At 68.0% G+C, this 22,565-nt stretch carries 23 protein-coding genes; 5 read left to right on the top strand and 18 right to left on the bottom strand.

The window, feature by feature from the left end; genetic code table 11:
* The first annotated feature begins 38 nt into the window (after positions 1–38).
* On the top strand, positions 39–2,126 hold the full coding sequence (locus MA875_RS14675; protein ID WP_372492591.1) for an alpha-1,4-glucan--maltose-1-phosphate maltosyltransferase: 2,088 nt from the start codon (positions 39–41) through the stop codon (positions 2,124–2,126).
* Positions 2,123–4,303 carry a 1,4-alpha-glucan branching protein GlgB gene (gene glgB, locus MA875_RS14670; protein ID WP_248243004.1) on the top strand — a complete coding sequence of 727 codons (2,181 nt, stop codon included), beginning with the start codon at positions 2,123–2,125 and terminating at the stop codon, positions 4,301–4,303. Before MA875_RS14675 ends, glgB begins: the two co-directional genes overlap by 4 nt.
* Before the next feature lie 34 nt (positions 4,304–4,337).
* Here the strand turns inward: glgB and MA875_RS14665 are convergent, their stop codons facing one another.
* Both MA875_RS14665 and MA875_RS14660 read right to left on the bottom strand, forming a co-directional pair.
* Positions 4,338–5,297: a tetratricopeptide repeat protein gene (locus tag MA875_RS14665; protein ID WP_248243003.1), complete on the bottom strand. Its 960-nt coding sequence runs from the start codon at positions 5,295–5,297 to the stop codon at positions 4,338–4,340.
* Positions 5,294–7,165 (bottom strand): DUF8094 domain-containing protein, encoded by a 1,872-nt coding sequence (locus MA875_RS14660; protein WP_248243002.1) that lies wholly within the window; start codon positions 7,163–7,165, stop codon positions 5,294–5,296. The genes MA875_RS14665 and MA875_RS14660 overlap by 4 nt, the downstream gene beginning before the upstream one ends.
* 191 nt (positions 7,166–7,356) lie before the next feature.
* Here MA875_RS14660 and MA875_RS14655 point away from each other — a divergent pair, with 191 nt between their 5' ends.
* The gene (locus MA875_RS14655; protein WP_248243001.1) at positions 7,357–8,427 is read left to right on the top strand and encodes an AI-2E family transporter; all 1,071 of its coding nucleotides are present in this window, start codon (positions 7,357–7,359) and stop codon (positions 8,425–8,427) included.
* Between the two features lie 12 nt (positions 8,428–8,439).
* Here MA875_RS14655 and MA875_RS14650 read toward each other — a convergent pair whose 3' ends face one another.
* The 9 genes from MA875_RS14650 to rpsB all read right to left on the bottom strand — a co-directional run bounded on the left by MA875_RS14650 (position 8,440) and on the right by rpsB (position 15,261).
* Positions 8,440–9,168, bottom strand: coding sequence for an alpha/beta hydrolase (locus MA875_RS14650; RefSeq protein ID WP_248243000.1), 729 nt, complete (start codon positions 9,166–9,168; stop codon positions 8,440–8,442).
* The gene (locus tag MA875_RS14645) at positions 9,168–9,452 is read right to left on the bottom strand and encodes an Rv1322 family protein (RefSeq protein WP_248242999.1); all 285 of its coding nucleotides are present in this window, start codon (positions 9,450–9,452) and stop codon (positions 9,168–9,170) included. Before MA875_RS14645 ends, MA875_RS14650 begins: the two co-directional genes overlap by 1 nt.
* Positions 9,453–9,456: 4 nt before the next feature.
* Positions 9,457–10,272 (bottom strand): aggregation-promoting factor C-terminal-like domain-containing protein, encoded by an 816-nt coding sequence (locus MA875_RS14640; RefSeq protein WP_308221537.1) that lies wholly within the window; start codon positions 10,270–10,272, stop codon positions 9,457–9,459.
* 57 nt (positions 10,273–10,329) lie between these two features.
* Positions 10,330–10,923, bottom strand: coding sequence for a DivIVA domain-containing protein (locus MA875_RS14635; RefSeq protein WP_248242998.1), 594 nt, complete (start codon positions 10,921–10,923; stop codon positions 10,330–10,332).
* Positions 10,920–11,969 (bottom strand): phosphatidate cytidylyltransferase, encoded by a 1,050-nt coding sequence (locus tag MA875_RS14630; RefSeq protein ID WP_248242997.1) that lies wholly within the window; start codon positions 11,967–11,969, stop codon positions 10,920–10,922. Before MA875_RS14630 ends, MA875_RS14635 begins: the two co-directional genes overlap by 4 nt.
* Positions 11,970–11,976: 7 nt before the next feature.
* On the bottom strand, positions 11,977–12,531 hold the full coding sequence (gene frr, locus MA875_RS14625; protein WP_248242996.1) for a ribosome recycling factor: 555 nt from the start codon (positions 12,529–12,531) through the stop codon (positions 11,977–11,979).
* Positions 12,532–12,621: 90 nt separating this feature from the next.
* Positions 12,622–13,341, bottom strand: coding sequence for a UMP kinase (gene pyrH / locus MA875_RS14620; RefSeq protein WP_248242995.1), 720 nt, complete (start codon positions 13,339–13,341; stop codon positions 12,622–12,624).
* An 86-nt stretch (positions 13,342–13,427) separates the two neighbouring features.
* Positions 13,428–14,255 (bottom strand): translation elongation factor Ts, encoded by an 828-nt coding sequence (gene tsf / locus MA875_RS14615; protein ID WP_248242994.1) that lies wholly within the window; start codon positions 14,253–14,255, stop codon positions 13,428–13,430.
* A gap of 85 nt (positions 14,256–14,340) precedes the next feature.
* Complete coding sequence (rpsB, locus tag MA875_RS14610; RefSeq protein WP_248242993.1) at positions 14,341–15,261, bottom strand: 30S ribosomal protein S2; 921 nt, start codon at positions 15,259–15,261, stop codon at positions 14,341–14,343.
* Positions 15,262–15,584: 323 nt separating this feature from the next.
* Between rpsB and MA875_RS14605 the strand changes: the two genes are divergently transcribed.
* Positions 15,585–16,145: a murein hydrolase activator EnvC family protein gene (locus tag MA875_RS14605; protein ID WP_248242992.1), complete on the top strand. Its 561-nt coding sequence runs from the start codon at positions 15,585–15,587 to the stop codon at positions 16,143–16,145.
* Between the two features lie 12 nt (positions 16,146–16,157).
* On the opposite strand, the gene MA875_RS14600 is transcribed toward MA875_RS14605, so the two are convergent.
* Positions 16,158–17,069 carry a tyrosine-type recombinase/integrase gene (locus MA875_RS14600; RefSeq protein ID WP_248242991.1) on the bottom strand — a complete coding sequence of 304 codons (912 nt, stop codon included), beginning with the start codon at positions 17,067–17,069 and terminating at the stop codon, positions 16,158–16,160.
* Between the two features lie 54 nt (positions 17,070–17,123).
* Entirely contained in the window at positions 17,124–17,603 is a 480-nt protein-coding gene (locus MA875_RS14595) for a DNA-processing protein DprA (protein WP_372492590.1), read from the bottom strand.
* On the opposite strand from MA875_RS14595, the gene MA875_RS14590 reads away from it, so the two are divergent.
* The gene (locus tag MA875_RS14590) at positions 17,594–18,913 is read left to right on the top strand and encodes a recombinase family protein (protein WP_248242990.1); all 1,320 of its coding nucleotides are present in this window, start codon (positions 17,594–17,596) and stop codon (positions 18,911–18,913) included. The genes MA875_RS14595 and MA875_RS14590 overlap by 10 nt on opposite strands.
* On the opposite strand, the gene MA875_RS14585 is transcribed toward MA875_RS14590, so the two are convergent.
* Genes MA875_RS14585 through MA875_RS14570 form a run of 5 tightly spaced genes read right to left on the bottom strand, consistent with a single transcriptional unit; the run spans position 18,855 to position 21,050 of the window.
* Positions 18,855–19,151: a hypothetical protein gene (locus MA875_RS14585; RefSeq protein ID WP_248242989.1), complete on the bottom strand. Its 297-nt coding sequence runs from the start codon at positions 19,149–19,151 to the stop codon at positions 18,855–18,857. The two genes, MA875_RS14590 and MA875_RS14585, sit on opposite strands and share 59 nt — an antisense overlap.
* Positions 19,152–19,167: 16 nt before the next feature.
* Positions 19,168–19,302 carry a hypothetical protein gene (locus MA875_RS17630; protein WP_282449147.1) on the bottom strand — a complete coding sequence of 45 codons (135 nt, stop codon included), beginning with the start codon at positions 19,300–19,302 and terminating at the stop codon, positions 19,168–19,170.
* Positions 19,299–20,711, bottom strand: coding sequence for an AAA family ATPase (locus tag MA875_RS14580; RefSeq protein ID WP_248242988.1), 1,413 nt, complete (start codon positions 20,709–20,711; stop codon positions 19,299–19,301). Before MA875_RS14580 ends, MA875_RS17630 begins: the two co-directional genes overlap by 4 nt.
* Entirely contained in the window at positions 20,701–20,892 is a 192-nt protein-coding gene (locus MA875_RS14575; protein ID WP_248242987.1) for a hypothetical protein, read from the bottom strand. The genes MA875_RS14580 and MA875_RS14575 overlap by 11 nt, the downstream gene beginning before the upstream one ends.
* Complete coding sequence (locus MA875_RS14570; protein ID WP_248242986.1) at positions 20,889–21,050, bottom strand: hypothetical protein; 162 nt, start codon at positions 21,048–21,050, stop codon at positions 20,889–20,891. The genes MA875_RS14575 and MA875_RS14570 overlap by 4 nt, the downstream gene beginning before the upstream one ends.
* Positions 21,051–22,565: the final 1,515 nt, after the last annotated feature.

The following is a 22,565-nucleotide window of genomic DNA, read 5'->3' as shown; positions in this document are numbered from 1 at the left end:
CCCTGCGGCCCGCCGACGCTGCGCGGTAGGTTCGTGGGGTGGCCACGACGACTCGTTCCTCCCGTCCCCGTCCCTGGCGCTCGGCATCGGCGATCCCGGTGCGCGCCGTCCGCCCCACGACCGCGCCCGCGCCCACGGTGACGCCGCGCATCCCCCTCACCCTCCCCTTCCCGAGCGTCCCCGGAGGTCGGTACCGGCCGTCCGCCTACGTCGGTGACGCCGTCCCCTTCACGGTCACGGCTTTCCGCGAAGGCCATGACCTGATCGGGGTTCAGGTCAGGCTCTTCTCCCCCTCAGGCGATGAATCCCTGCACCGGCTGTCCCCCCTCAACGACGGCTTCGACCGTTGGACGACGACCGTGGCGCCCCTGGAGACCGGTGTCTGGCGCTTCCGCTTCGAGGCCTTCAGCGACGATTTCGCCACCTGGCAGCACGCCGCCGACATCAAGCTCGCCGCCGGCCTCGACCCCTTCGTGATGCGCGAATCCGGCGCTCGCCTGTTCGACACCGCGATCAGCGAGAAGGGCCGCTCCGCCGCCGAGCGGAAGCTGCTGATGACCGCCGCCGCACGGTTGCGGGCCGAGGACGTCTCCGACGCCGAGGCTCTGGAGATCGTCCGCGACGAGCAGATCGCCCGCCTGTTCGCCCTGCGTCCGACCTCGGCGATCATGAGCGCCGGCGAGGAGGCAGAGCTCCTGGTCGAGCGCGAGCGGGCCGGCGTCGGCGCCTGGTACGAGTTCTTCCCCCGCTCCGAGGGCGCCACCCGCAACGAGGACGGCTCCGTCACCAGCGGCACCCTGCGCACGGCGATCGACCGGCTTCCCGGCGTCGCGGGCATGGGCTTCGACGTCATCTACCTCCCGCCCATCCACCCGATCGGAACCACCAATCGCAAGGGCCGGAACAACAGCCTGACCTCCGAGCCCGGCGACCCCGGATCGCCCTATGCCATCGGCTCCCCCGAGGGCGGCCACGACGCCATCCATCCCGATCTCGGCACGGAGACGGATTTCCTGGCGTTCGTCGACGCGGCGCGCGAGCACGGACTGGAGGTCGCGCTGGACCTCGCCCTCAACGCCTCTCCGGATCATCCCTGGGTCACCGAGCATCCCGAGTGGTTCACGACCCTCCCCGACGGTTCGATCGCCTTCGCTGAGAACCCGCCGAAGAAGTACCAGGACATCTACCCGCCGAACTTCGACAACGATCCCGCCGGGATCTACGGCGAGATCCTGCGGGTGGTCCAGCACTGGATCGGCCTGGGCGTGAAGATCTTCCGGGTCGACAACCCCCACACCAAGCCCGTGCAGTTCTGGGAGTGGCTGATCGCCACCGTGAACGAGGCCGATCCGGACGTCATCTTCCTCTCCGAGGCGTTCACGCGCCCCGCGATGATGCGCGGGTTGGCGATGGCGGGCTTCCAGCAGAGCTACACGTACTTCACGTGGCGCAACACGAAGTCCGAGCTCGAGGAGTTCTTCACCTCGATCTCGCACGAGACCTCCGACTTCATGCGGCCGAACCTCTTCGTCAACACGCACGACATCCTCACCGAGTACCTGCAGTACGGGGGACGGCCGGGGTACCGGATCCGCGCCGCGCTCGCCGCCACGGCGTCACCGACGTGGGGCGTCTACGCCGGGTACGAGCTGTTCGAGAACGTCGCCCGTCCGGGCTCGGAGGAGAACATCGACAACGAGAAGTACGAGTACAAGTTCCGCGACTGGGACGGCGCAGAGGCACGGGGCGACTCCCTCGCACCGTGGCTGCGGCGCCTGAACGAGATCCGTCGGGCTCATCCCGCGCTCCAGCAGCTGCGCAACCTCGCGGTGCACTGGAGCGACGACGAGGCGATCCTCGTCTACTCCAAGCATCTGGATGCCGCGCTGTCGCCGACCGGCGAATCCGACACCATCCTCGTGGTCGCCAATGTCGATCCGCACTCCACCCGCCAGACCATGGTCCACCTCGACACCCGGGTGTGGGACGTGACCCCGGGTGAGCCCTTCGAGGTCGAGGACCTCGTGACCGGAGCGCGATGGACCTGGTCAGACCACAACTTCGTCCGCCTCGACGCCTTCACCGAACCCGTGCACATCCTGCACATCACAAAGGACCGCGCATGACCGCCACACCCTCTCCCCTCGATGCCGGACTCCTCGACGCCGTCGCCCACGGCGCCCACCACGATCCGCACTCCGTGCTCGGCCTTCACGCCCGCGACGGCGCCGGATGGGTCGTCCGTACACGTCGGCCGCTCGCCGACACCGTGGTCGCCGTTCTCGACGACGGCACCCGCGTTCCGCTGAGCCACCAGCACGCCGGGATCTGGGAGGGCGCTCTCGACGCACGCCCGCGTGCGTACGTCATCATCGCCACCTACCCCGACGGCTCGGAGTACACCGCGGACGACCCCTACCGTCACGGACCCACCATCGGCGAGCTCGACCTCCACCTCGTGGGAGAGGGCAGGCACGAGGAGCTGTGGAACGCCCTGGGTGCGCATCTTCGCACCCACGACGGTGTCGACGGCGCGTCGTTCTCGGTCTGGGCGCCGAACGCTCAGGCGGTCCGCGTCGTCGGAGACTTCAACAGCTGGGACGGCACCGGGCATGCGATGCGGTCGATGGGCGGCAGCGGGGTCTGGGAGCTGTTCATCCCGGGGCTCCGCGCCGGCGGTCGCTACAAGTTCGAGATCCTCTCCCGCCACGGCGCCTGGGTGATGAAGGCCGACCCGATGGCGCGCCGTGCGGAGGTCGCCCCCGGCACCGCTTCCGTCATCGACGACTCGTCGTTCTCCTGGGGCGATACCGCCTGGATGAAGGAGCGCGCCGCCTCTCGTCCGGCCGGGAGCGCGATGTCGATCTACGAGCTCCACTTCGGCTCGTGGCGTCCGGGGCTGTCGTACCGTGACGCCGCCGATCCCCTGATCGAGTACCTGACCGATCAGGGATTCACCCATGTGGAGTTCATGCCCCTGGCCGAGCACCCCTTCGGCGGGTCCTGGGGCTACCAGGTCACGGGCTATTTCGCCCCCACCGGGCGGTTCGGAACACCCGACGATCTGCGGTACCTCATCGACCGCCTGCACCAGGCGGGCATCGGCGTGATCATGGACTGGGTGCCCGGCCACTTCCCGAAGGACGACTGGGCGCTGGCCCGCTTCGACGGCGAGCCCCTCTACGAGCACGCCGATCCCCGGCGCGGCGAGCACAAGGACTGGGGCACCTACATCTTCGACTACGGGCGCCGTGAGGTGCGCAACTTCCTCGTCGCGAACGCCCTGTACTGGCTCCAGGAGTTCCACGTCGACGGCCTGCGTGTGGACGCCGTGGCATCGATGCTGTACCTGGACTATTCGCGCAATGAGGGCGAGTGGCTTCCCAACGTCTACGGGGGCCGGGAGAACCTCGACGCCATCGCGTTCCTGCAGGAGGTCAACGCCACGGCCTATCGGCGCTACCCCGGAATCTCCATGATCGCCGAGGAATCCACCAGCTTCCCCGGCGTGACCGCACCCACCGACCACGCCGGTCTCGGCTTCGGTTTCAAGTGGAACATGGGCTGGATGAACGACTCGCTCCAGTACATCTCCCGCGATCCGATGTACCGCGGTCACCACGAGGGCGAGATGTCGTTCTCGTTCGTCTACGCGTTCAGCGAGAACTACATCCTGCCGATCAGCCACGACGAGGTCGTCCACGGCAAGGGCAGCCTCTTCCAGCGGATGCCGGGCGACCACTGGCAGAAGCTGGCGAACATGCGCGCGTACCTCGCGTACATGTGGGGACACCCCGGCAAGCAGCTGCTGTTCATGGGACAGGAGTTCGGTCAGCTGTCGGAGTGGTCCGAATCCCGGGGTCTGGACTGGTGGCTCCTGGAACAGCCCCCGCATCGGCAGCTGCAGGACTTCGTGGCCCAGCTGAATCGCCAGTATCGGGCGCACTCCGCTCTGTGGTCGCGGGATGCTGACGGGTCGGCCTTCCACCGCCTCGGGGCACCCTCGTGGGACCCCAATGTCATCGCCTTCTCCCGTCGCGACCACCACGGGAACACCGTCGCGGTGATCGCCAACTTCTCGGGCGTGCCCATCCAGCCGTTCACCCTCGACCTGCCCGCACCGGGCGTCTGGGAGGAGATCCTCAACTCCGACGCCGGCGAGTACGGCGGTTCGGGTGTGGGCAACATGGGAGTCGTGCACGCCGACGACAACGGCCGGGCGACGATGGTGCTCCCGCCCCTCGGCGTCCTCTGGCTCCGGCACCGCACCCCGGCGCACATCCCCTCCCCGACCCGGGGGTGAGGCGGCGCGGGAGCGGCGGTCGAACCCGATCGGATCAGAAGAGCAGGGAGGCCAATCGGCCGCGTGCCCGGATGACCCGCGGGTCGGTGTCACCGATCACGCCGAACAGTTCCAGAAGGCGCTCACGAACGGGTGCCCGCTCATCATCGGGAAGCACGGCGAAAAGATCGAGAAGGCGCGCGAACGCGTCATCCACGTGTCCGCCGGCGAGATCGAGATCGGCGACCGCGAATTGGGCCTCGGGATCCTGCGGGGCCGCCGCGGCGGCAGCACGGGCGGCGGCGAGATCCAGACCCTGAACGCGCTGGAGGAGGCGCACCTGGCCGAGCGCCGCGCGCGCATCGGCGTCCCGCGGATTCTCGGCCAGCGCTCGCTCATAAGCGCTCACCGCGCGTGCGTAGTCGCCCGCCTCGATCGCATCCGCCGCTTCCGCGTGCAACGGCGGCAGCTCCGGTTCCGCGGGGCCCTCCGACTCGGCGCCGTCCGCGTCCGCTGCGACGCTGCCGGTCACGCCGTTCTGGGAGGCGAGCTGGAGGAACTGCGCGAAGACCTCTCGCACCTGCTGCTCGGGTACCGCCCCGGTGAACAGCGGCACCGGCTGACCGGCGATGACACCGACGACCATCGGGATCGACTGGGCGCGGAAGGCCTGCGCAAGTTGCGGGTTCGCGTCGACATCGACCTTCGCCAGGACGATGCGACCGTCCAACTCACGCACCACGCGCTCCAGCGCAGGGCTCAGCTGCTTGCACGGACCGCACCACTCGGCCCAGAGGTCGACGACCACCGGGACGGTCCGCGAAAGCTCCAGGACCTGGCCGAACGTCGCGTCGGTGACGTCCATGACGAGCGAGGCGACGCGTCCGGACGGAGCGGCCGACACGCCTTCCGCCGGTGGTGACGCCGCACCGGTAGCCGGGGCGGCGGGACGGTTCCGGAGGGAGGAGAGGTCGACGGCGCCACGGAGCGTCGCGCCAGGAGAGACGTCGGTCACGGGATCACCTTCGCGTTCAGGATGTCGGATGCATACCCGAGAAGGCGGATCTTCTCGGTGGAGCCCTGGCCGGGCACGTAGAAGAACAGCTGGTCGGTGTAGGTCGTGGTGAAGCCTGTCGGCGACTGCTCGGCGCCCGAGAGCGTCCGCACCGTGGGGTTGTTCTCGAGCTTGATGACGGCGTCGGGGTTGGTGGGCTTCACCGTGTCGATCTCGTCGATGTTCACCGCCACGATCGCCCCGCTCTCCAACGTCGCCAGCGCCCGAGGTTCGAAGGAGCCGGGGGCGGCCTGGAACGTCAGCTCTCCGGTGGAGGCGCCCGTCTGGTTGAACTCGTCCAACCGCTTCTGCCGGTCACCGGCCACACTCACCCGGAACTGATCGCTGGCGACGTCGAAGAGGTCGTAGTACTGGCTCTCCTCCCCGGCGTTCAGGATGTCGGCGTAGGCCTCGGCGAGCTGCGCGGGAGGGAGAAGGAGGAACGGGGAGTCCGGCGCGGGCTGGACCGCCCCGATGTAGGCAGGGGCGACGACCGGGAGCTCGGTCGCGGCCTCAAGGCTCGCCAGGTAGGTCAGCTTGTAGGGGGACCACTGATCCTGCTGCGTGAGCATCATGATGCTCGAGGTGTTGGCGGCGGTGTCGTCGACGACACCGACGATCGACCGCGGCCACTCGTCGTACGCCTGCGGGAGCACCAGCGTCAGGGGCTCGGCGGGCAACGCGGCGGGCGCCGGATAATCGCCGATCGCCGCGCGCAGGGCGTAGTTGGTGGAGCGGGCGGCGAGGACGGCGCCGTCGAGGCGGGTCGCCGCGAGGGTCTCGTCCGCCGCCTCGTCGGCCGCGGCGACCGTCTCGGCGATCCTCGTCCAGATCCGGTCGGCCTGCGCCTCGGTGACGACCGGGGCCTGCTGCCCCTCGGGCACGATCACCGACGCGGACGGGGTCGGCGACGGCGACGGCGCGAACTGCGGCCACGCCTCGGAGGAGCATCCGGCGAACAGCAGCGCGGACACCGCGACGGCGGGCACCACGATCAGACGACGCCGACCCCCGGTGAGAGCACGACGACCGCTCGCGCTGATCACCCCCTTGCCCTTGCCCTCGACGGCGAGGTCGATCGGCTCGGTGACGGGCACCGGAAGGCCTTTGCGGCGCGGGCCGCGGGAGCGGCGCAGGTGACGGATCGCCAGGATGTACAGGAAGACGCCCACGGCCATCATCACGCCGCCGGCGACGATGAGCGGACCTGCCCAGGGCGTGGCGTTGGCGATCGGCCACGAGACGGTGATGTCGGCGGGCGCCGGCTCCGCGCCATCCGCCGCCACGAGGACGCTCATCTCCTCGGGCAGCTGAAGCGGGGCGATCAGCACGTCCTCCTGCTGGAATTCGTCCAGCCAGAGGTCCGAGCCGACCGGGCTGCGCGCCTCGTCCGCGCTCTCCTCGGCACCGGCGGCGGACTCCTCGACGGCGGCCTCCCCCTCCGGGGCGGCGGACTCCTCGGGCGCCGGGGTCGAGCCCTCGTCGGTCTCGTCCGCCACGGCGAGACTCGGCGTGACCTCCTCCGCCTCCAGGGCACCGTCCTGGTCGACCGTCACCCGCGTGTAGGGCGTGTCCGAGAGCCAGGCCTCGAGGTCTGCCGTGCGGCCGTACGCGGCGAAGATGGTCCCCTCCCCCTGCGCGCGCAGCGTCTGGGAGCCGGGGCGGCTGTTGAGCACATCGCCCTCGACGAGCACATACGGCGTGTCCTCCTCGAGCGAGAGCGCCGCGGTCTCGGTGTCAGGACCCTGGAAGACCGTGCGCTGGGCGATTCCCACGCCGATCATCAGCGCCGCCAGCACGAAGGCCGCCACAGCCCACACGAAACGCACGAATGCCTCACCTCTCCTCGCTCCGAAACCGATCAGGACGCGGTGGAGCGCAAAACTCGACGTTCCAGACTACCGAAGGGCGCCTGGATGTCGCCCGGGAGCGAGTGGTGCCCGGTGTGATGACCGGCTATCAGTATCCTGACAGGGCCGGACGCCCACGCGCCGGCTCAGCCGAGAGAGGGCGCCCGCCGATGAAGATCCACAATCCGTTCCGCGTGGCGCTCGTCGCCACTCTCGGGGTGGGTCTCGGGCTCCTCCTCATCGCGAGCATCCAGACGCTCTCGACGATCCTGCTCTATGTCGGGACGGCGCTTTTCCTGTCGCTGGGCCTTGATCCGATCATCTCCTGGTTGGAGCGACGCGGACTCCCCCGCTGGGCGGCCGTGCTCATCACGATCCTCGGGGTGCTCGGCATCTTCGCCGGCATCGTGCTCATGGTCGTCCCGATCATCGTCGCGCAGATCGCCCAGCTCGTCGAGGCCATTCAAAACCTGGTTGAGAGTGGGTCGTGGGATCCTGTGAACGCGATCCAGGACTGGCTTCGCGACACCTTCCCCGCTTTGAACGTCGATCTGGTGTGGGGATACGTCGAAGACTGGTACACCTCGCTCGATCTGCAATCGATAGGCACCACGATCGGCGAGGGTGTCCTCGGCGCTGTCGGTGCTGTCATTGCGGGCCTCGGCGGCGCGTTCATCGTCCTCATCCTGACCATCTACTTCACCGCCTCGACCCCGAACCTGAAGAAGGCCGTCTATCAGCTGGTGCCGGCCTCCAAGCGCCCGCGGTTCATTGACCTCGCCGAGCAGATCACCGCATCGGTGGGCTTCTACGTCATCGGTCAGCTGAGCCTCGGCGTGACCAACGGCATCCTCAGCTTCATCTTCTTGTCGATCATCGGCGCGCCCTTCACCGCGGTGCTCGCCGTCATCGCTTTCTTCTTCTCGCTCATTCCCCTGGTCGGCACCCTCACCGGTTCGACGATCATCGTGCTGACCTGCCTTATCCCCGGCGTTGGGTCGCCGACCACCGCGCTCGTCGCCGCGATCTACTACCTGATCTACATGCAGATCGAGGCGTACATCATCTCCCCGCGCATCATGAACCGGGCGGTGTCGATCCCGGGTGCGGTCGTGGTCATCGCCGCCCTCGCCGGAGGCTCGCTGCTCGGACTCCTGGGTGCTCTCGTCGCGATCCCTGTCGCCGCGAGCATCCTGATCATCTATCGACAGGTGATCATCCCGCGCCAGAACGAGCTCTGACGCGGCTGCCGATCACGCAGGATCCGCGGTGGGCCCGTCCCACTCCACAGGGAGCGGAAGGGCATCGGGGTTCACCACCGCGACGATCTCGGTGAGAACGCGCCGGGTCTGGTTCTCGCCGACCCAGAGATGTTTTCCCCCCTCGACGGGGATCAGCGTCGCATGCGGGATCGCGGCGAACCGCTCCCGGGCGGCGTCGGGTCGAAGGTAGTCGTCGAACTCCGGGATCAGCGCGATCACGGGACGCAGATCGTCCGCCCAGCCTGCGAGGTCGTGCGGTGTCGCGCGGTGAAGCGGGGGCGAGAGCAGGATCACGCCCTCGACGTCGTGGTCACGACCGTACTTCAGCGCCAATTCGGTGCCGAACGACCAGCCGACCAGCCACGGACGTGGAAGCCCGCGCTCCCGGACGAAGGCCATGGCCGCAGCCACATCGAAGGCCTCGTTGCGTCCCCCGTCGAAGGATCCCTCGCTCGTGCCGCGCACGGATGTGGTCCCCCGGGTGTTGAACCGCAGCACGGCGAGATCGGCGAGAGCCGGCAGCCGACCCGCCGCCTTGCGCAGGATGTGGGAGTCCATGAAGCCGCCCGCGGTGGGGAGCGGATGCAGCGTGACGAGGGTGGCGACCGGCGCCGCGCTTTCCGGCGAGGCGAGCTCCCCCACGAGCGTGAGGCCGTCGACAGTGCGAAGCTCGATGTCCTCGCGGCGTGCGGGCAGCAGGACGGGTCCGCGAATCTCCATCAGGCGATCCTCCAACAGTGCGTGTGCCAATGACGCCGATCGGCGAGGGCGGCCGCGTCGCCGAGGATGCTGTCGGCCCGCCAGACCACCACGTGCGCCGTCGACGGCGGGATCTCCTGGCTGCATCCGGGGCACACGTACGACTTGGCGGCCTGCCCCGTCGAGACGGGCTGCACCGTCCAGGTCGCGCCGCGGCGCTCTTCCGTCCGCTTCCAGCCGGCGAGCAGCCGTTCGAAGGAGTCGTCGCGCGCGGGTTCCGGGCGACGACGGTGCGAGCGCGGCATCGGGTCAGTACCACCCGGTGCGGGTGGAGTGATCCCACGCCCCGCACGGGGTGCCGTAGCGTCCGGCGATGTAGCCCAGGCCCCAGGTGATCTGCGTCGCGGGGTTGGTCTCCCAGTCCGCTCCGGCGGAGGCCATCTTGTTGCCGGGGAGCGACTGCGGGATCCCGTACGCTCCGCTGGAGGCGTTGTAGGCGTTCACGCGCCAGCCGGACTCCTTGTTCCATAGGGCCACCAGGCAGCTGAACTGGTCGTCGCCCCAGCCGCGGGCGAGAACCATGTCGTAGGCGATCGCCTGGGCGCTTCCGGGATCGGGAGTGACGAAGGGCGGCACCCAGCCACCCGATCCTGACGAGGACGCAGCGGAGGCCGATCTGGTCGCGGTCGGCGTGGGCGTGGGGGTCGGTGTAGGGGTGACGTACACGGTGTAGCCGCTGCGGTCGAGCGAACGGGCCTCGCCCTCGGCCCCGGCGTCGACGGTGACCGCCTGCACGTCGCCGAGGGTGCTGGCGTAAAGCGAGATGGGAGGCACCTCCTCGGCACTCGCCCGCGAGAGGGCCGCACCGGTCGGACCGATCCAGGCCGCGGCGAAGGCCACCGCCGCGAAGGCCGCGAACGTCGCCACCGTGCTCCGTCGCCGGGACCACCGGGCGGCGGGGCGCGCCGGAGCGCGACGGCGTTCGATGCCGCCGTCCGCGCGGGTCAACGCCGCCGTGCGCCTGCCGGCGATGTCACGACGCCTCGTCGGGACGACGGCGCGAGCGTCCGCGGCATCCTCATCGGATGCCGGCGTGTCGTGTGCAACGGGACCGTCGGAAGTCACAGTGTCGCCGAGTCTACCGACCCGATTCCGGTCCCGCCATGAGCGCCCGGCACGTGGTCACGACACCGCGAGCATGACCTCGACGACGGAGTCCAGCACGGCATCGACCTGCTGCTCACGGTAACCCCCGCGCTGCATGCGGAAGGCGACCGCGCGGACCTGCTCGACCGTCACGGTCTGGCCCGACTCCAGGTAGCGGCAGATCCGGTCGGCAACGAGGTCGACCTCGTCCACCCGGTATCCGAAGCGGAGCACGCTCACGCGATCGAAACGGCGCCCCGGCGGACGAGACAGCCGGTCCAGCACCTCCTGTGCGAGCTCTCGGGTGCGCCCGACCCATCCGGCGGCGCCCAGGCGACCGACTTCGGCCTCCCGCTCGCGGGCGGCGAATGCGTCCTCGATGCGGCCGAGGGCGGAATCGACGGCGTCGATCGCGTAGCCGCCCCGGACCAGCGCGAACGCCGCGTGGCGGACATCCCAGGAGGTGAGGGGCTCCGCAGAGCGCCCCTCGAAGGACTCCCGGGCGCGCAGGAGGAAGTCGTCGACCGCGTCGCGGTCGTACCCCTTCTCGCGGCCGCGCGTGACGGGGAACGCGGCGCGAGGGCGGGCGTGTCCTTCGCCGGCGGTGTCTGTCGGTCGGAGATCTGTCATGCGACTCCCAGGGGAGAGAGCAGGTAGTACAGCGCGAGCGCGGCCGTCGTGGAAGGGAGGATCGAATCGAGGCGGTCCAGGACTCCCCCGTGACCGGGAAGCCACGAGCTCATGTCCTTGATGCCGAGATCCCGCTTGATCATCGACTCGCCGAGGTCTCCGGCGGTCGCCGTGCCGAGGATCACCAGCCCGATGATGACGCCGGTCCAGATCGGCAGACCGAGCATGAGCGGAGCGAGCAGCAGCCCGGCCACGACGGCCGCCACCGCCGCCCCGGCGAAGCCCTCCCACGTCTTCTTCGGGCTGATCCGCGGGGCCATCGGGTGACGTCCGCCCCGACCGAGGGTGAGTCCGGAGACGTAGGCGCCGGTGTCGGACACCACGGCGACGATGATGAAGGCCAGCACCCACCACTGTCCGCCGTCCTGAGCGAGGAGTGCGACGCACAGGCTCGCCAGGAACGGGACGTAGAGCTGCACGAGCGCGGCGATGAGGACGTCACCCAGAACGAGCCGGTGGGGTCTGCCGTCGTCGGCGAACAGCTGCGCCACCCGGCGCCACACGACCACGAGTGCGACCGCGGCGAACGCGCCGATCCAGTGCAGCCACGGCTGGAGGAAGAAGCCGGCGACGACCAGAAGAGTGCCCGCGACGAGCTGAGCGACGATATCGACCTTGCGGCCCGACGCCCGCAGCGCCCTGCTGAACTCGAAGGTGCCGAGGGTGCTCGCGGCCAGCGCGAACAGGACGAACAGCTGCTTGAAGAAGATCAGGGAGGCCAGGACCACCACGCCGATCGCGAGCCCGATGAGGATCGCCAGGATGAGGTTGCGGCCGGTGCGCTGCGTGATGCGGGCATTGGCCTCCTCGAACTCCGCTCGCGCATGGGCGAGTTGGGTCTCGAGTTCGCTGCGTGCGGCACGCACGTGCGTCTGGAACCCGGGCTCGCCGGCGACCATTCCCCGTCGGGCCGCCGCGGCCTTACGTCGGGTCGCGGGAACCTCGGGGGCACCACTGCCCCGCTCTCCGCCCGCGGTGTCTGTCATGGCCGGCTCACACTTCGAGCAGCTCAGCCTCTTTGCGCTTGAGCGCGTCATCGATGGCGTCGACGTGCGTGCGCGTGAGAGCGTCGAGCTCCTTCTCGCCGCGGGAGATCTCGTCCTCGCCGACCTCGCTCTTGAGCGAATCGAGGTCATCCTTGGCCTTCCGACGGATCCCGCGCACGTGCACCTTGGCGTCCTCGCCCTTTGCGCGGACGATCTTGACGAATTCCTTCCGGCGCTCCTGTGTGAGCTCGGGCAGGGTCACCCGGACGATGTTGCCGTCGTTGGTGGGGTTTGCGCCCAGATTCGGGCTGTCGCGGATCGCCTGCTCGATGGCCTTCAGCGCCGACTTGTCGTAGGGGGTGACCACGAGCGTGCGCGCCTCGGGGTTGTTCAGCGAGGCGAGCTGCGCGAGGGGCGTGGGCGACCCGTAGTAGTCCACGAGGATCTTCTGGAACAGCTGCGGGTTGGCGCGCCCGGTCCGCACGGTCGCGAAGTCCTCCTTGGCGGCCTCGACCGCACGGTCCATGCGGGAAGCGGCATCTGCCAGTACGTCGGCGATCACAGGAACTCCATTCTCCGAACTCATCAGAAGTCTAGTGCGCGTCCTCGGATCGACCGGGGCAGCGCACCGTGGCGGGTAGGTCTGCCGTGCTCAGACGGTGACGAGGGTGCCGATGGATTCGCCGAGCAGGGCTCGGGTGACGTTGCCCTCCGGTTCCATCCCGAACACGCGCATGTCCATGCCGTTGTCCATGCAGAGGCTGAAGGCCGTCGAATCGACCACCTTCAGGCCACGCTGGAGCGCATCGATGTAGGTGATGCGATCGATGCGGGTCGCCGTGGCATCCTTGCGCGGATCGGCCGTATAGACACCGTCCACGCCGTTCTTGGCGACCAGGACCTCGACGGCGCCGATCTCGAGCGCGCGCTGGGCGGCGACCGTGTCGGTGGAGAAGTAGGGCAGCCCGGCGCCGGCACCGAAGATCACCACGCGCCCCTTCTCCATGTGGCGCTCGGCACGACGAGGGATGTAGGGCTCGGCGACCTGGGTCATCGAGATCGCCGACTGAACGCGGGTGGCGGCGCCCGCCTGCTCCAGGAAGTCCTGCAGGGCGAGGGCGTTCATCACGGTCCCGAGCATGCCCATGTAGTCGGCGCGCCCCCGATCCATGCCTCGCTGGCTCAGCTCGGCTCCCCGGAAGAAGTTTCCTCCGCCCACGACGACGGCGATCTCGACGCGGTCGACCGCCGCGGCGATCTCGCGGGCGATCTGGCTGACGATGTCGGGATTGACACCGAGCTGTCCTCCGCCGAAGGCCTCTCCGGACAGTTTCAGCAGTACCCGACGGCGGCGGCTCGTCTCATCGATCACAGATCATCCTCTCGTCCAACGCAGACTATCGAAGCGTGAGAAAGGGCCCGCATCGACGGTGTATCGATGCGGGCCCCGGTGCGGTCTCAGGCGCCGACCTTGAAGCGGGCGAACCCGGTCAGGGTCAGTCCGGCGTTCTGCGCGACCTGCGCCACCGACAGCTTGTTGTCGCGGGCATAGTCCTGGTCGAGCAGCGACACCTGCTTGAAGAAGGCGTTCACGCGACCCTCGACGATCTTGGGCAGTGCCGCCTCCGGCTTGCCCTCGTTGCGAGAGATCTCGGTGACGATCTGACGCTCCTTCTCCACGTCCTCCTCCGGTACCTCGTCACGGGAGAGGTAGGAGGGGTTGGCGAAGGAGATGTGCTGCGCGAGGCTGCGCGCGGTCTCGGCGTCCTCCCCCGAGTAGGCCAGGACCACACCGACCTGCGGGGGCAGGTCCTTGTTGGTCTTGTGCAGGTAGATCTCGAAGTTGTCGCCGGAGAGCGTCCGCACGCGGCGGAGCTCGACCTTCTCGCCGATGATCGCGGCCTCGTCCGAGATGAGCTCGGCGACGGTCTGCGAGCCGGCAGGAGCCGCGAGAGCGGCCTCGACCGAGTCGGCGCCGGCGTCGGCGGCCGCCTGGACGACCTTGTCGGCGAGCGCGACGAAGCGGTCGTTCTTGGCGACGAAGTCGGTCTCGCAGGCGAGCTCGATCATCGTGACCTTGCCGTCCTGCTCGCGTGCCGCGATGAGACCTTCGCTCGTGGAGCGATCGGCGCGCTTGGCGTTGCCCTTCGCGCCCTTCAGACGCAGGATCTCGACGGCCTTCTCGACATCGCCGTCGGCCTCCTCGAGGGCCTTCTTGGTGTCGACCATTCCGGTGCCGAGCTGCTCGCGCAGAGCCTTGATGTCGGCGATGGTGAAGTTTGCCATGGGTGGCGGCTCCTTATGTGGCGGGTGCTGTCGTGTGCATGCGTGTCGTCGGGGAGGGGGTTTCCCCTCCCCGAGGACGAACGCCTTACTTCTCTGCGGCCTCGGTCGACTCGGCGCCGGCGTCCGTCGCCTCGGCGGTCTCGGTCGACTCGGTGGTGACGGCCTCTTCCGCCGCCGCGGCCCCGGCCTCGTCCGCCGGGGTCTCGGTCGCGGCGACCGAGACGTCGGCGGCGCCGGTGACGGTCGAGCCCTGCTCGAGGAGCTCGCGCTCCCACTCGGCCAGGGGCTCTGCGGCCTCGTCGGCGTCGGCGGGCTGGTGACGCTGGATGAGACCCTCGGCCGCGGCGTCGGCGATGATGCGCGTCAGCAGCGACACCGAGCGGATGGCGTCGTCGTTACCCGGAATGGGGTACTGGAACTCATCGGGGTCGGCGTTGGTGTCGAGGATGCCGATCACCGGGATGCCCAGCTTCGTGGCCTCGTCGACGGCGAGGTGCTCGCGCTTGGCGTCCACGACCCAGATCGCCGAGGGCGTCTTGGACATGTTGCGGATTCCCCCGAGCGACTTGTGCAGCTTGTCGAGCTCGCGCTTCTTCAGCAGCAATTCCTTCTTGGTGAAGCCGCTGGCTGCCGGGTCGTCGTAGTCGAGCTCCTCGAGCTCCTTCATGCGGGCCAGGCGCTTGGACACGGTCTGGAAGTTGGTCAGCAGACCGCCCAGCCAGCGCTGGTTGACGTAGGGCTGGCCGACGCGGGTCGCCTGCTCGGCGATGACCTCCTGGGCCTGCTTCTTGGTGCCGACGAAGAGGACGGTGCCGCCGTGGGCGACGGTCTCCTTGACGAATTCGTACGCCTTGTCGATGTAGGACAGCGACTGCTGGAGGTCGATGATGTGGATCCCGCTGCGCTCGGTGAGGATGAAGCGCTTGACCTTCGGATTCCACCGGCGGGTCTGGTGTCCGAAGTGCACGCCGCTGTCGAGCAGCTGGCGAATGGTGACGACGGCCATGGCCGTTCTCCTTCTCTGGCGCGTCCGCGCCGTTTCGGTTTCCTTCCGGTCGATCGACCGGCATGCCTGGTGCCCGACCGCCTTCCGCTCGCACACGACGATGTCGGGTGGGAGACCGTGGGAAGGATGCCACGCGTGGCGGGACCGAGGCCACCGCACCGCGCTTTGGGCACGCGTAGTCACCCCGGTGTCGGGGTGCAGGGGAAGTCTATCAGCGCCGGGGCCATCCCGTCCTCTCCTGCCCAGGTGGGCCGGCGGGTGCAGTCCCCACAGATTCGGTCCGCCCTCCCCCGCCGCGTCCCGGGTAGGACGAGTGTGAGGCCATGTCCCCGCCCGTACGCGGCCGTCGCCCGGGGCGCACCGGGGTGGCCGCCCTTCTGGTCGTCCTCCTCGGTATCGCTCTGGCAGGCGCAAACCCGGCCGCCGGCCGTGCCGCCGAAGGGACGGACGGCGTGTCCATTCCGCGAGCCGGCGCGTGGGAGTGGCCACTGGATCCGTTCCGGCTCATCCAGCCCTATCTCGCCCCCGCACACCGATACGCGCCCGGCCACCGAGGCATCGACATCGCTCCGACCGGTTCGACAGCGGCGGCGCAGATCGTCGCACCTTCGGACGGAGTCATCGCCTTCAGCGGACAGGTGGCGGGGCGCCCGGTGGTCACGATCGACCATGGTGGTGGTCTCGTGTCGACTCTGGAGCCTGCCGCCGGTGTCCTTCCACCCGGCGCAGCGGTCCGACGCGGCGACGCCGTCGCGACACTCTCGAGAGGTGGCCACAGCGCCCCCGGTACGCTCCACTTCGGGGTGCGACGGGACGGGGAGTACATCAATCCGATGCTGCTGTTCGGCGGCGTTCCCCGCGCCGTCCTCCTCCCGTGCTGTTGAGGACGCGCAGGTTCACGCGCGCGGATGCGCGAGGCGGTAGGAGGCGGTCAGCCGCTCATGCGAGACGTGGGTGTAGATCTGCGTCGTACCCAGATTCTCGTGCCCGAGAATCTCCTGGACGCTGCGCAGGTCGGCACCGCCGTCGAGCAGGTGCGTCGCCGCGCTGTGCCGGAGCGCATGCGGACCGACAGGCCGGCCGACCAGCGGGCCGACGGTGCGGGCGACCAGATCGTAGACGGCGCGCGGACCGATCCGTGACCCGCGCGCGCCGAGGAAGAGTGCGCACTCCTGGACTCCCGGATCCGTCCGCCGCGCGATGATCGCCGGCCGAGCGCGGACGAGCCAGGCCTCGACGGCCACGGCGGCAGGTCGGCCGAAGGGGACGACCCGCTCCTTCGACCCCTTCCCCCAGACCCGCACGGTGCGCCGTTCACCGTCGAGATCGTCGAGATCGAGGCCGCAGAGCTCGGAGACACGGATACCGGCGCCGTAGAGCATCTCGAGGATCGCATGGTCGCGGAGCGCGAGGGGATCCCCGCTCTCGGACGCCGTGCTCTTCAGATCGGCGAGCGCGTCCGCGAGGGCGTCGGCGGGCGCGACCGTCGGGAGCGTTCGACCCCGTTTGGGGGTGATCAGCTGGGCGGCGGGGTCTGTCGGAACCTCGCCCGCGGCGACCGCCCACCGGAAGAGCCCGCGCGTCGCCGCCGCCCTGCGGGACAGCGTCGCGCGGGACGCGCCGCGCTCCTGCGTGTGCCACAACCACTCTCGGAGGTCATCGCGCCCGATCTCGCCGATCTCAGGATCGTCGAGCACGTCGACGAGGTCGCTGAGGTCGGCGCGGTAGGCGCGGACCGTCGCCGGGGAGAGCCGCCGGACCTCGCCGAGGTGTGCGAGGTGGCGCTCGATCACCGCCGAGAGTCTCATGGCTCCAGCATGCCCGACGCTCTCGAGCCGTCGTGCTGCCGCGCGGGGCGCGGGTCACCTCGCCCGGGACACGACCCTGCGCCAGCCACGCGAGCCCTGCTCAACCCCACCGGCGAGCGCGAGCAGGCCCAGCTCCACCTCGACCTCGGCCGGCGCGAGACCGGAGGACCGGGCGATCTGCGCGAGATCCTTCTCCGTGCGGACGCTGAGCGCATCGATGACCCGGGTCGTGCGATCGGTGCGGTCGTCCATCGGGTCGGGGAACAGGGCGCCGTCCCCCCACCCGGCGAGCTCTCGGACATCGTCGGACGATGTGATGCACCGTGCGTCGTACTCCCGCATGAGCCGGTGACACCCGGCCGAGGCCGTGCTCGTGATCGGTCCGGGTACCGCACCGAGGGGTCTTCCGAGCGCGGCGGCATGACCGGCCGTGTTCAACGACCCGCTCCGCCAGCCCGCCTCGACCACCACCGTCGCATCCGAAAGGGCCGCGATCAGTCGATTGCGCTGGCAGAATCGACAGCATGAGGGCAATCGTCTACACCCGTCAATCCATCGACAAGGCGGAAGGCATCGACCGCCAGAAGGCGCGATGCCTGGCGCTGGCCTCCTCGCGCGGGTGGGACGTGCTTGAAGTATTGGAGGACAACGCCACCTCCGCAACCAAGACCCGCGGCAAGGGCTCAGCCTGGGACCGCCTCCTCCGCTCTGACGCGGACGTGGTGGTAGCCGTGAATATGGACCGCTTGCTCCGCGGACAGGCTGACCTTCTCAAGCTGGTGGACTCGGGCCTCCTGGTGGCAACCGTTGAGGGTGACCTTGACCTCACCACCGCTGAGGGGAAATTCCGCGCCGAGCTTCTGACCAGCCTGGCGAGCTTCGAGACTCGCCGGAAGGGTGAGCGTCAGGTACGCGCCAACGAGTCCCGCGCCACCAACGGCATGCCGGTGCCGGGTAAGCGCCGCTACGGCTACAAGCCGGGCAACGTGGAGGCACACCCCGAGGAGGCGCCGGTAGTCGCGGCCATGTTCCAACGGGTCCTAGACGGGGAGTCCATCTTCTCCATCGCCAAGAGCCTGGGGTGGCGCACGAGGCGGGTGCGCGAGACACTGACCAACCGCTCCTATGCGGGCTACGTCACGCGCAAGGGTGAGTGGTTTACGGCAGACCCGCGGGTAGCGCGCCTGGTGGATGAGAAGACGTGGACCGACGTGCAGACGCTCCTTGCCGACCCCTCCCGCAAGACCTCACCCGGTAATCAGATTCGATTCCTCGCCTCCGGCATCGCCCGCTGTGGTGTCTGTGAGGCGCGCATGGTGCACCAGTCCGGCAACTACCGATGCAAAGATCACCTGTCACACCCCACCATCAAGGCCGCGATGCTGGACGAGGCGCTTAAGTGGGATGCGTTCACGCTGGTGGCCTCCCAGGAGGCGCAGGGCGGCGAGATTCTGACGCTTGCCGCAGAGCTGGCGGAGCTGGTGCGTAAGCGTGAGGTCCAGCAGGACATGGCCACGTGGCCCGGTGCCAACCTCGCCAGTATTAGGAAGGAGGTCGCGCGCCTGGGCACCGAGATTGAGCGGGTGGAGTCTCAGCTTGCCGCCCTCCGCTCCTCCCTCATCGCTGAGGACGTGGCGCAGGCACTTCGGTCAGAAATGACCGATGAGGAGGGCGCTGACTGGTGGGAAGCAAAGTGGAAGGAGCTGCCTCTTGAGAGTAAGAGACAGCTCCTTGCCGGTCTGCATATCCGGGTCTTCAACGGGCGGGGCCTGGACCGCGTAGAGGTCACTCGCCGAACACAAGGCGATAGTTCTCCGCGTACTCCTCAGTCCACGTCTTCGTAAAGGAGCGCTCCCCAGTCTCGGTAACCCATCGGTGGCAGGACTGTTCGGGCGTTTGCTCAACCTGCCCCTCGCCGTCTGGATCGGCGTAGAGGCCCGTGTCCGGGTGCGCGCCGATGCACAGCGCCCACGCCGCCTCAAACGGGTCTGCCGTTGCGGTGGGCGTCGGCTCCGGTGCCGCCTGGGCGGCGCAGCCGGTGAGCAGCAGAGCCGCAAGGGCCAGAGGGGCAAGACGCTTCATGGGGTGGACCTTAACATCACTTCTCATGGCGCGCACGCTCACTTTCGTAGAGGCGCTTCCACAGCTCCACGGATGCGAGGGCCGCGTCAAGCTGAACCTGGAGGGTGTGGGCCTGGAGGCGTAGCAGCTCCTCCCGCTCTTCGGCGCTCACGCGGTCACCTCCTTGATAGTTGGGATTAGTTGATTAGTGGTTAGTGGATAGTCGGTATTAGTTGCATGGTTGACCTTCCCCAGCTCCCCGGGGAAGGTCGGGGAGGGTGCCTCCACCTTCCCCAGCTCCCCGGCCCCTATAGGCCGGGAACTGGGGAGGGTCAGGACCTTCGATCCACGGGGGCCGTTGCTTTCGAGCAGTTCGCCCTTCTCGATGAGGTCAGCGAGAGCGTCAGCGTACGGTCCAAAGTTGTTACCCCGGAGGCCGACAGCCTCACGGAGACCAGTGCGGGTGATGCCCTCAGCAGGTACCGCCTCCAGTAGCCGTGTGCGATAGCTCCGTGCCTCCTGTGCGGCTCGGGCTATCTGTGTACTCACATCGGGGGCACGCAGCTCCCAGAGCGACTGACCGGGGACGGTGGAATCGAGATGGAACTCCGCGGCAAGGTCGCCCTTGTGGAGGCCCAGCTCGCCGCCGTTGTCCTTCGCCAGCTTGAGGCTGAGATAGCCGTAGGTGCTCTGAGTTAGCCCGCCGCCCTTTGGGGCCTCCAGGAGGTACACAGCGCCCTTATAGCCTGCGTACTTCGCCTGAGAGCCGATGGGGTAGAGCGGGTTGTCTCCGCTCTTCGTGATGTGGTCCACCACAAGGACGCATGAGCCGGTGCGAGCAAAGGCGCGCGTGAACGGGTGCCAGTCAGTAACGTCGTCCGTCTCGTTGGACGCGCCACCAGTCACCATGCGGATGGACTCGCCTACGGTGTCCACCACTACGAGGTCATAGCGGCCCTTCACCAGCGCCTCCAGGTCAGCCTCTGAGGGCTTCGTCTCGGGCTGGATGTAGTGGAACCCCTCGCGTATCTGTTGCGCTGTCACGCCGAGGCTTAGGAGGCGTAGGACGATACGTCCGCGGTGCTCTTCGTGGTCGATGTAGAGGACGGTGCCGCCATCACGCAGCGTCTCCGCCGCGACCGACAGCGCACACCAGGACTTACCAATCCCGGCCTCAGCGTGAATCTCATTGACCACGCCGGGGTAGAGCAACCCGGTACCGTCCGACCGCACCCACACGGTGGGCTTCGGCGGGTCATAAGAGCCGCTGAGTACGTCCTCTAGGTCCTGTGGCTCCCATCCCCCGGTAGGGAGTTGCGAACCGCTCTTCATCTCCTGGAGGATTTCCGCCTTAATCGCGGTCCCCTCCTCGCCCGGCAAGAAATTGCTACCGAGAAACGCGACCTTCTGACGCACAGTCAAACCAGGCTCCGCGAGAACAGTACGGACCTGACGCTCGATGTCGGCAGGCACGGTGATGACAGAGGGCGTCACGGCTACTTGCTTCTGGGCGAACAGCTCATCCATGCCGGTGAGGTCGCCGCGTCGGGCACGGCTGTATGCCTCTTCCTCAGTGATCACGGTCCACCTCCAGACGTACCGGGGCTTCCCACGTGCGGCGGTGAATCTCATCACCCGTGAGGGTGTCGTCCTGCCATTCGGTGTTTACCCATGCGTCCAGGTATTCGTCATAGACGTAGAGTCGCCCCTCAATGTGGAGGCGGTAGTTGAGGCCGTTGAGCGGGTGGTACTGGGCACTCACTTGTCTGCCTCCCTTACGGATACGACATTGCCCCAGGGGTAGAACGTGGGCTTGCCGTCCTCACGGATGCAGATACCCAGACCATCGGTGTAGATGACCTTGCCGTAGCCGTGCTCATCTAGTTCGTTCTTCACCACGAGCGTCACGTCCACGACCATGCCGAGTGGGTAAAGCGCTGCCAGGTTTCCATACCTAGCATTCTGAATTGTTGACATTTCAACCTCTTGAGATAGAAAGCCCCGCCACAGGGAGGTTGAAACCTGAGGCGGGGCGCGTGAGCAGTGAGTCAACCATCTGCGGGGACCTACCGCTCACCCGGCTCTAATGTCCGGCGATCTTTAAGTTATGGGGACCGGGGGGATGGAAAGCCGCTGGTGCTTTCCGCGTTTCCCGGTGCTTCTATTCTACCAGATAATATGCACCACTATATGTAGTGGTGGAAATGCAATATAGACGCTAATGGGTTAATTGTGTCAAGTTTGTGACGGGTGTGACCCCCCTTTCGGTTAAGCGCCTATAGATGCATGTATAGAGGTTTAACCAACCTACCCGTCACACCCGTCACACCCTTATATGAGTTATCTAATACAAAGTCACTTTCTGAGTATATGCGATAATAGTTAGCATGGCTAAGAAGTTCACCCACGGTACCCGAACGGGTTACCGGCACTGCGCCCAGGCGAATGGGCGCGCGTGTGCTGAATGCCGTACCGCGTGGGCGGATTACTGCCGAGAGTTGCGCGCCCGCCGCGCAGCGAAGCACCCCGAGCTGAACCCCTCGCTACCGCACGGCACCGGATCAACGCGCATCAATCACGGGTGCACCTGCGATAGGTGCGTGCGTGGCTGGGCTGACTACATGGCTGAGCGACGCGCCGCCCTACTGAAGGCGGAGGTGCACTCATGAGTGATCTAGAGCACGGCGCGGTGAAGACGTACGGCGGCACCAGCCGGTGCCGTTGCGAATACTGCACCGCCGCCGCCCGCGTCTACGGGCGAAAGGGTGACCAGACGCACCTTCTCGCGCTCATTCGAGAGGCGGCAGTAGCTGGCGATCCGATACCCGCGGAGGCCGTCACCCAGCCCCGGACATCTCGCAAGGCCCACAACGCCGCTGAGAGCGCCGTGGCGGGCGGTGTGGCTGCACGGTCACACCAGGCGCGTTTGCGCGCTGTAGAGCATGCAGGCGGCTCGGTAGCGGCTCTGGCGATGCTGAGCGTGGCTGAGTACACAGATGACCCGATCCGCGCCGCACGATACGAGCGCGTAGGGCGCCTTCTCGCTGAGGAGGTGAGCTAGCTATGGAATTTCAGCACGCATTCAGCGGCACGGTCGGAAGCACGCCTACCAACCCCACCCCTGGGGAGGAGGCCGTAGAGCCGGATACCCGCCGCATTGAGCTTCTATCCGTGACGCAGGGTGACGCCCGTTACGTCAACGAAGGGGACGCGGCAGAGGGTGACGACTGGCCCAACCTCACCGAGGTCTTCGAACAGGCGCTGACCGATGACTGAGAAGCACAGAAGCGCCGAGTGGCAGCGCAACTCCAAGCACGTACGCAGCCGCGTGCGGGCCGCATGGGCGGCAGGCGATGAGCCGGAGTGCTGGCGCTGTGGGCGCCCCATCTATGAGGGTGCGCTCTTCGATGTCGGACATATCGATCCATTCGGGGG

It is taken from the genome of Microbacterium kunmingense (assembly GCF_023155745.1).
GTDB classification, from domain to species: Bacteria; Actinomycetota; Actinomycetes; order Actinomycetales; family Microbacteriaceae; genus Microbacterium; species Microbacterium kunmingense.
This window is presented reverse-complemented; position numbering and strand designations above follow the sequence as displayed.

Excerpts from the sequence above, each read along its gene's own strand:
- MA875_RS14600 (WP_248242991.1), bottom strand. The coding sequence starts at position 17,069 with ATGAGACTCTCGGCGGTGATCGAGCGCCACCTCGCACACCTCGGCGAG.
- MA875_RS14605 (WP_248242992.1), top strand. The coding sequence starts at position 15,585 with ATGTCCCCGCCCGTACGCGGCCGTCGCCCGGGGCGCACCGGGGTGGCC.
- MA875_RS14635 (WP_248242998.1), bottom strand. The coding sequence starts at position 10,923 with ATGACAGATCTCCGACCGACAGACACCGCCGGCGAAGGACACGCCCGC.
- MA875_RS14650 (WP_248243000.1), bottom strand. The coding sequence starts at position 9,168 with ATGGAGATTCGCGGACCCGTCCTGCTGCCCGCACGCCGCGAGGACATC.
- MA875_RS14570 (WP_248242986.1), bottom strand. The coding sequence starts at position 21,050 with ATGGTCGTGGACGTGACGCTCGTGGTGAAGAACGAACTAGATGAGCAC.
- MA875_RS14645 (WP_248242999.1), bottom strand. The coding sequence starts at position 9,452 with ATGCCGCGCTCGCACCGTCGTCGCCCGGAACCCGCGCGCGACGACTCC.
- rpsB (WP_248242993.1), bottom strand. The coding sequence starts at position 15,261 with ATGGCCGTCGTCACCATTCGCCAGCTGCTCGACAGCGGCGTGCACTTC.
- tsf (WP_248242994.1), bottom strand. The coding sequence starts at position 14,255 with ATGGCAAACTTCACCATCGCCGACATCAAGGCTCTGCGCGAGCAGCTC.
- MA875_RS14585 (WP_248242989.1), bottom strand. The coding sequence starts at position 19,151 with ATGAAGCGTCTTGCCCCTCTGGCCCTTGCGGCTCTGCTGCTCACCGGC.
- MA875_RS14655 (WP_248243001.1), top strand. The coding sequence starts at position 7,357 with ATGAAGATCCACAATCCGTTCCGCGTGGCGCTCGTCGCCACTCTCGGG.
- MA875_RS14590 (WP_248242990.1), top strand. The coding sequence starts at position 17,594 with ATGAGGGCAATCGTCTACACCCGTCAATCCATCGACAAGGCGGAAGGC.
- glgB (WP_248243004.1), top strand. The coding sequence starts at position 2,123 with ATGACCGCCACACCCTCTCCCCTCGATGCCGGACTCCTCGACGCCGTC.
- MA875_RS14630 (WP_248242997.1), bottom strand. The coding sequence starts at position 11,969 with ATGACAGACACCGCGGGCGGAGAGCGGGGCAGTGGTGCCCCCGAGGTT.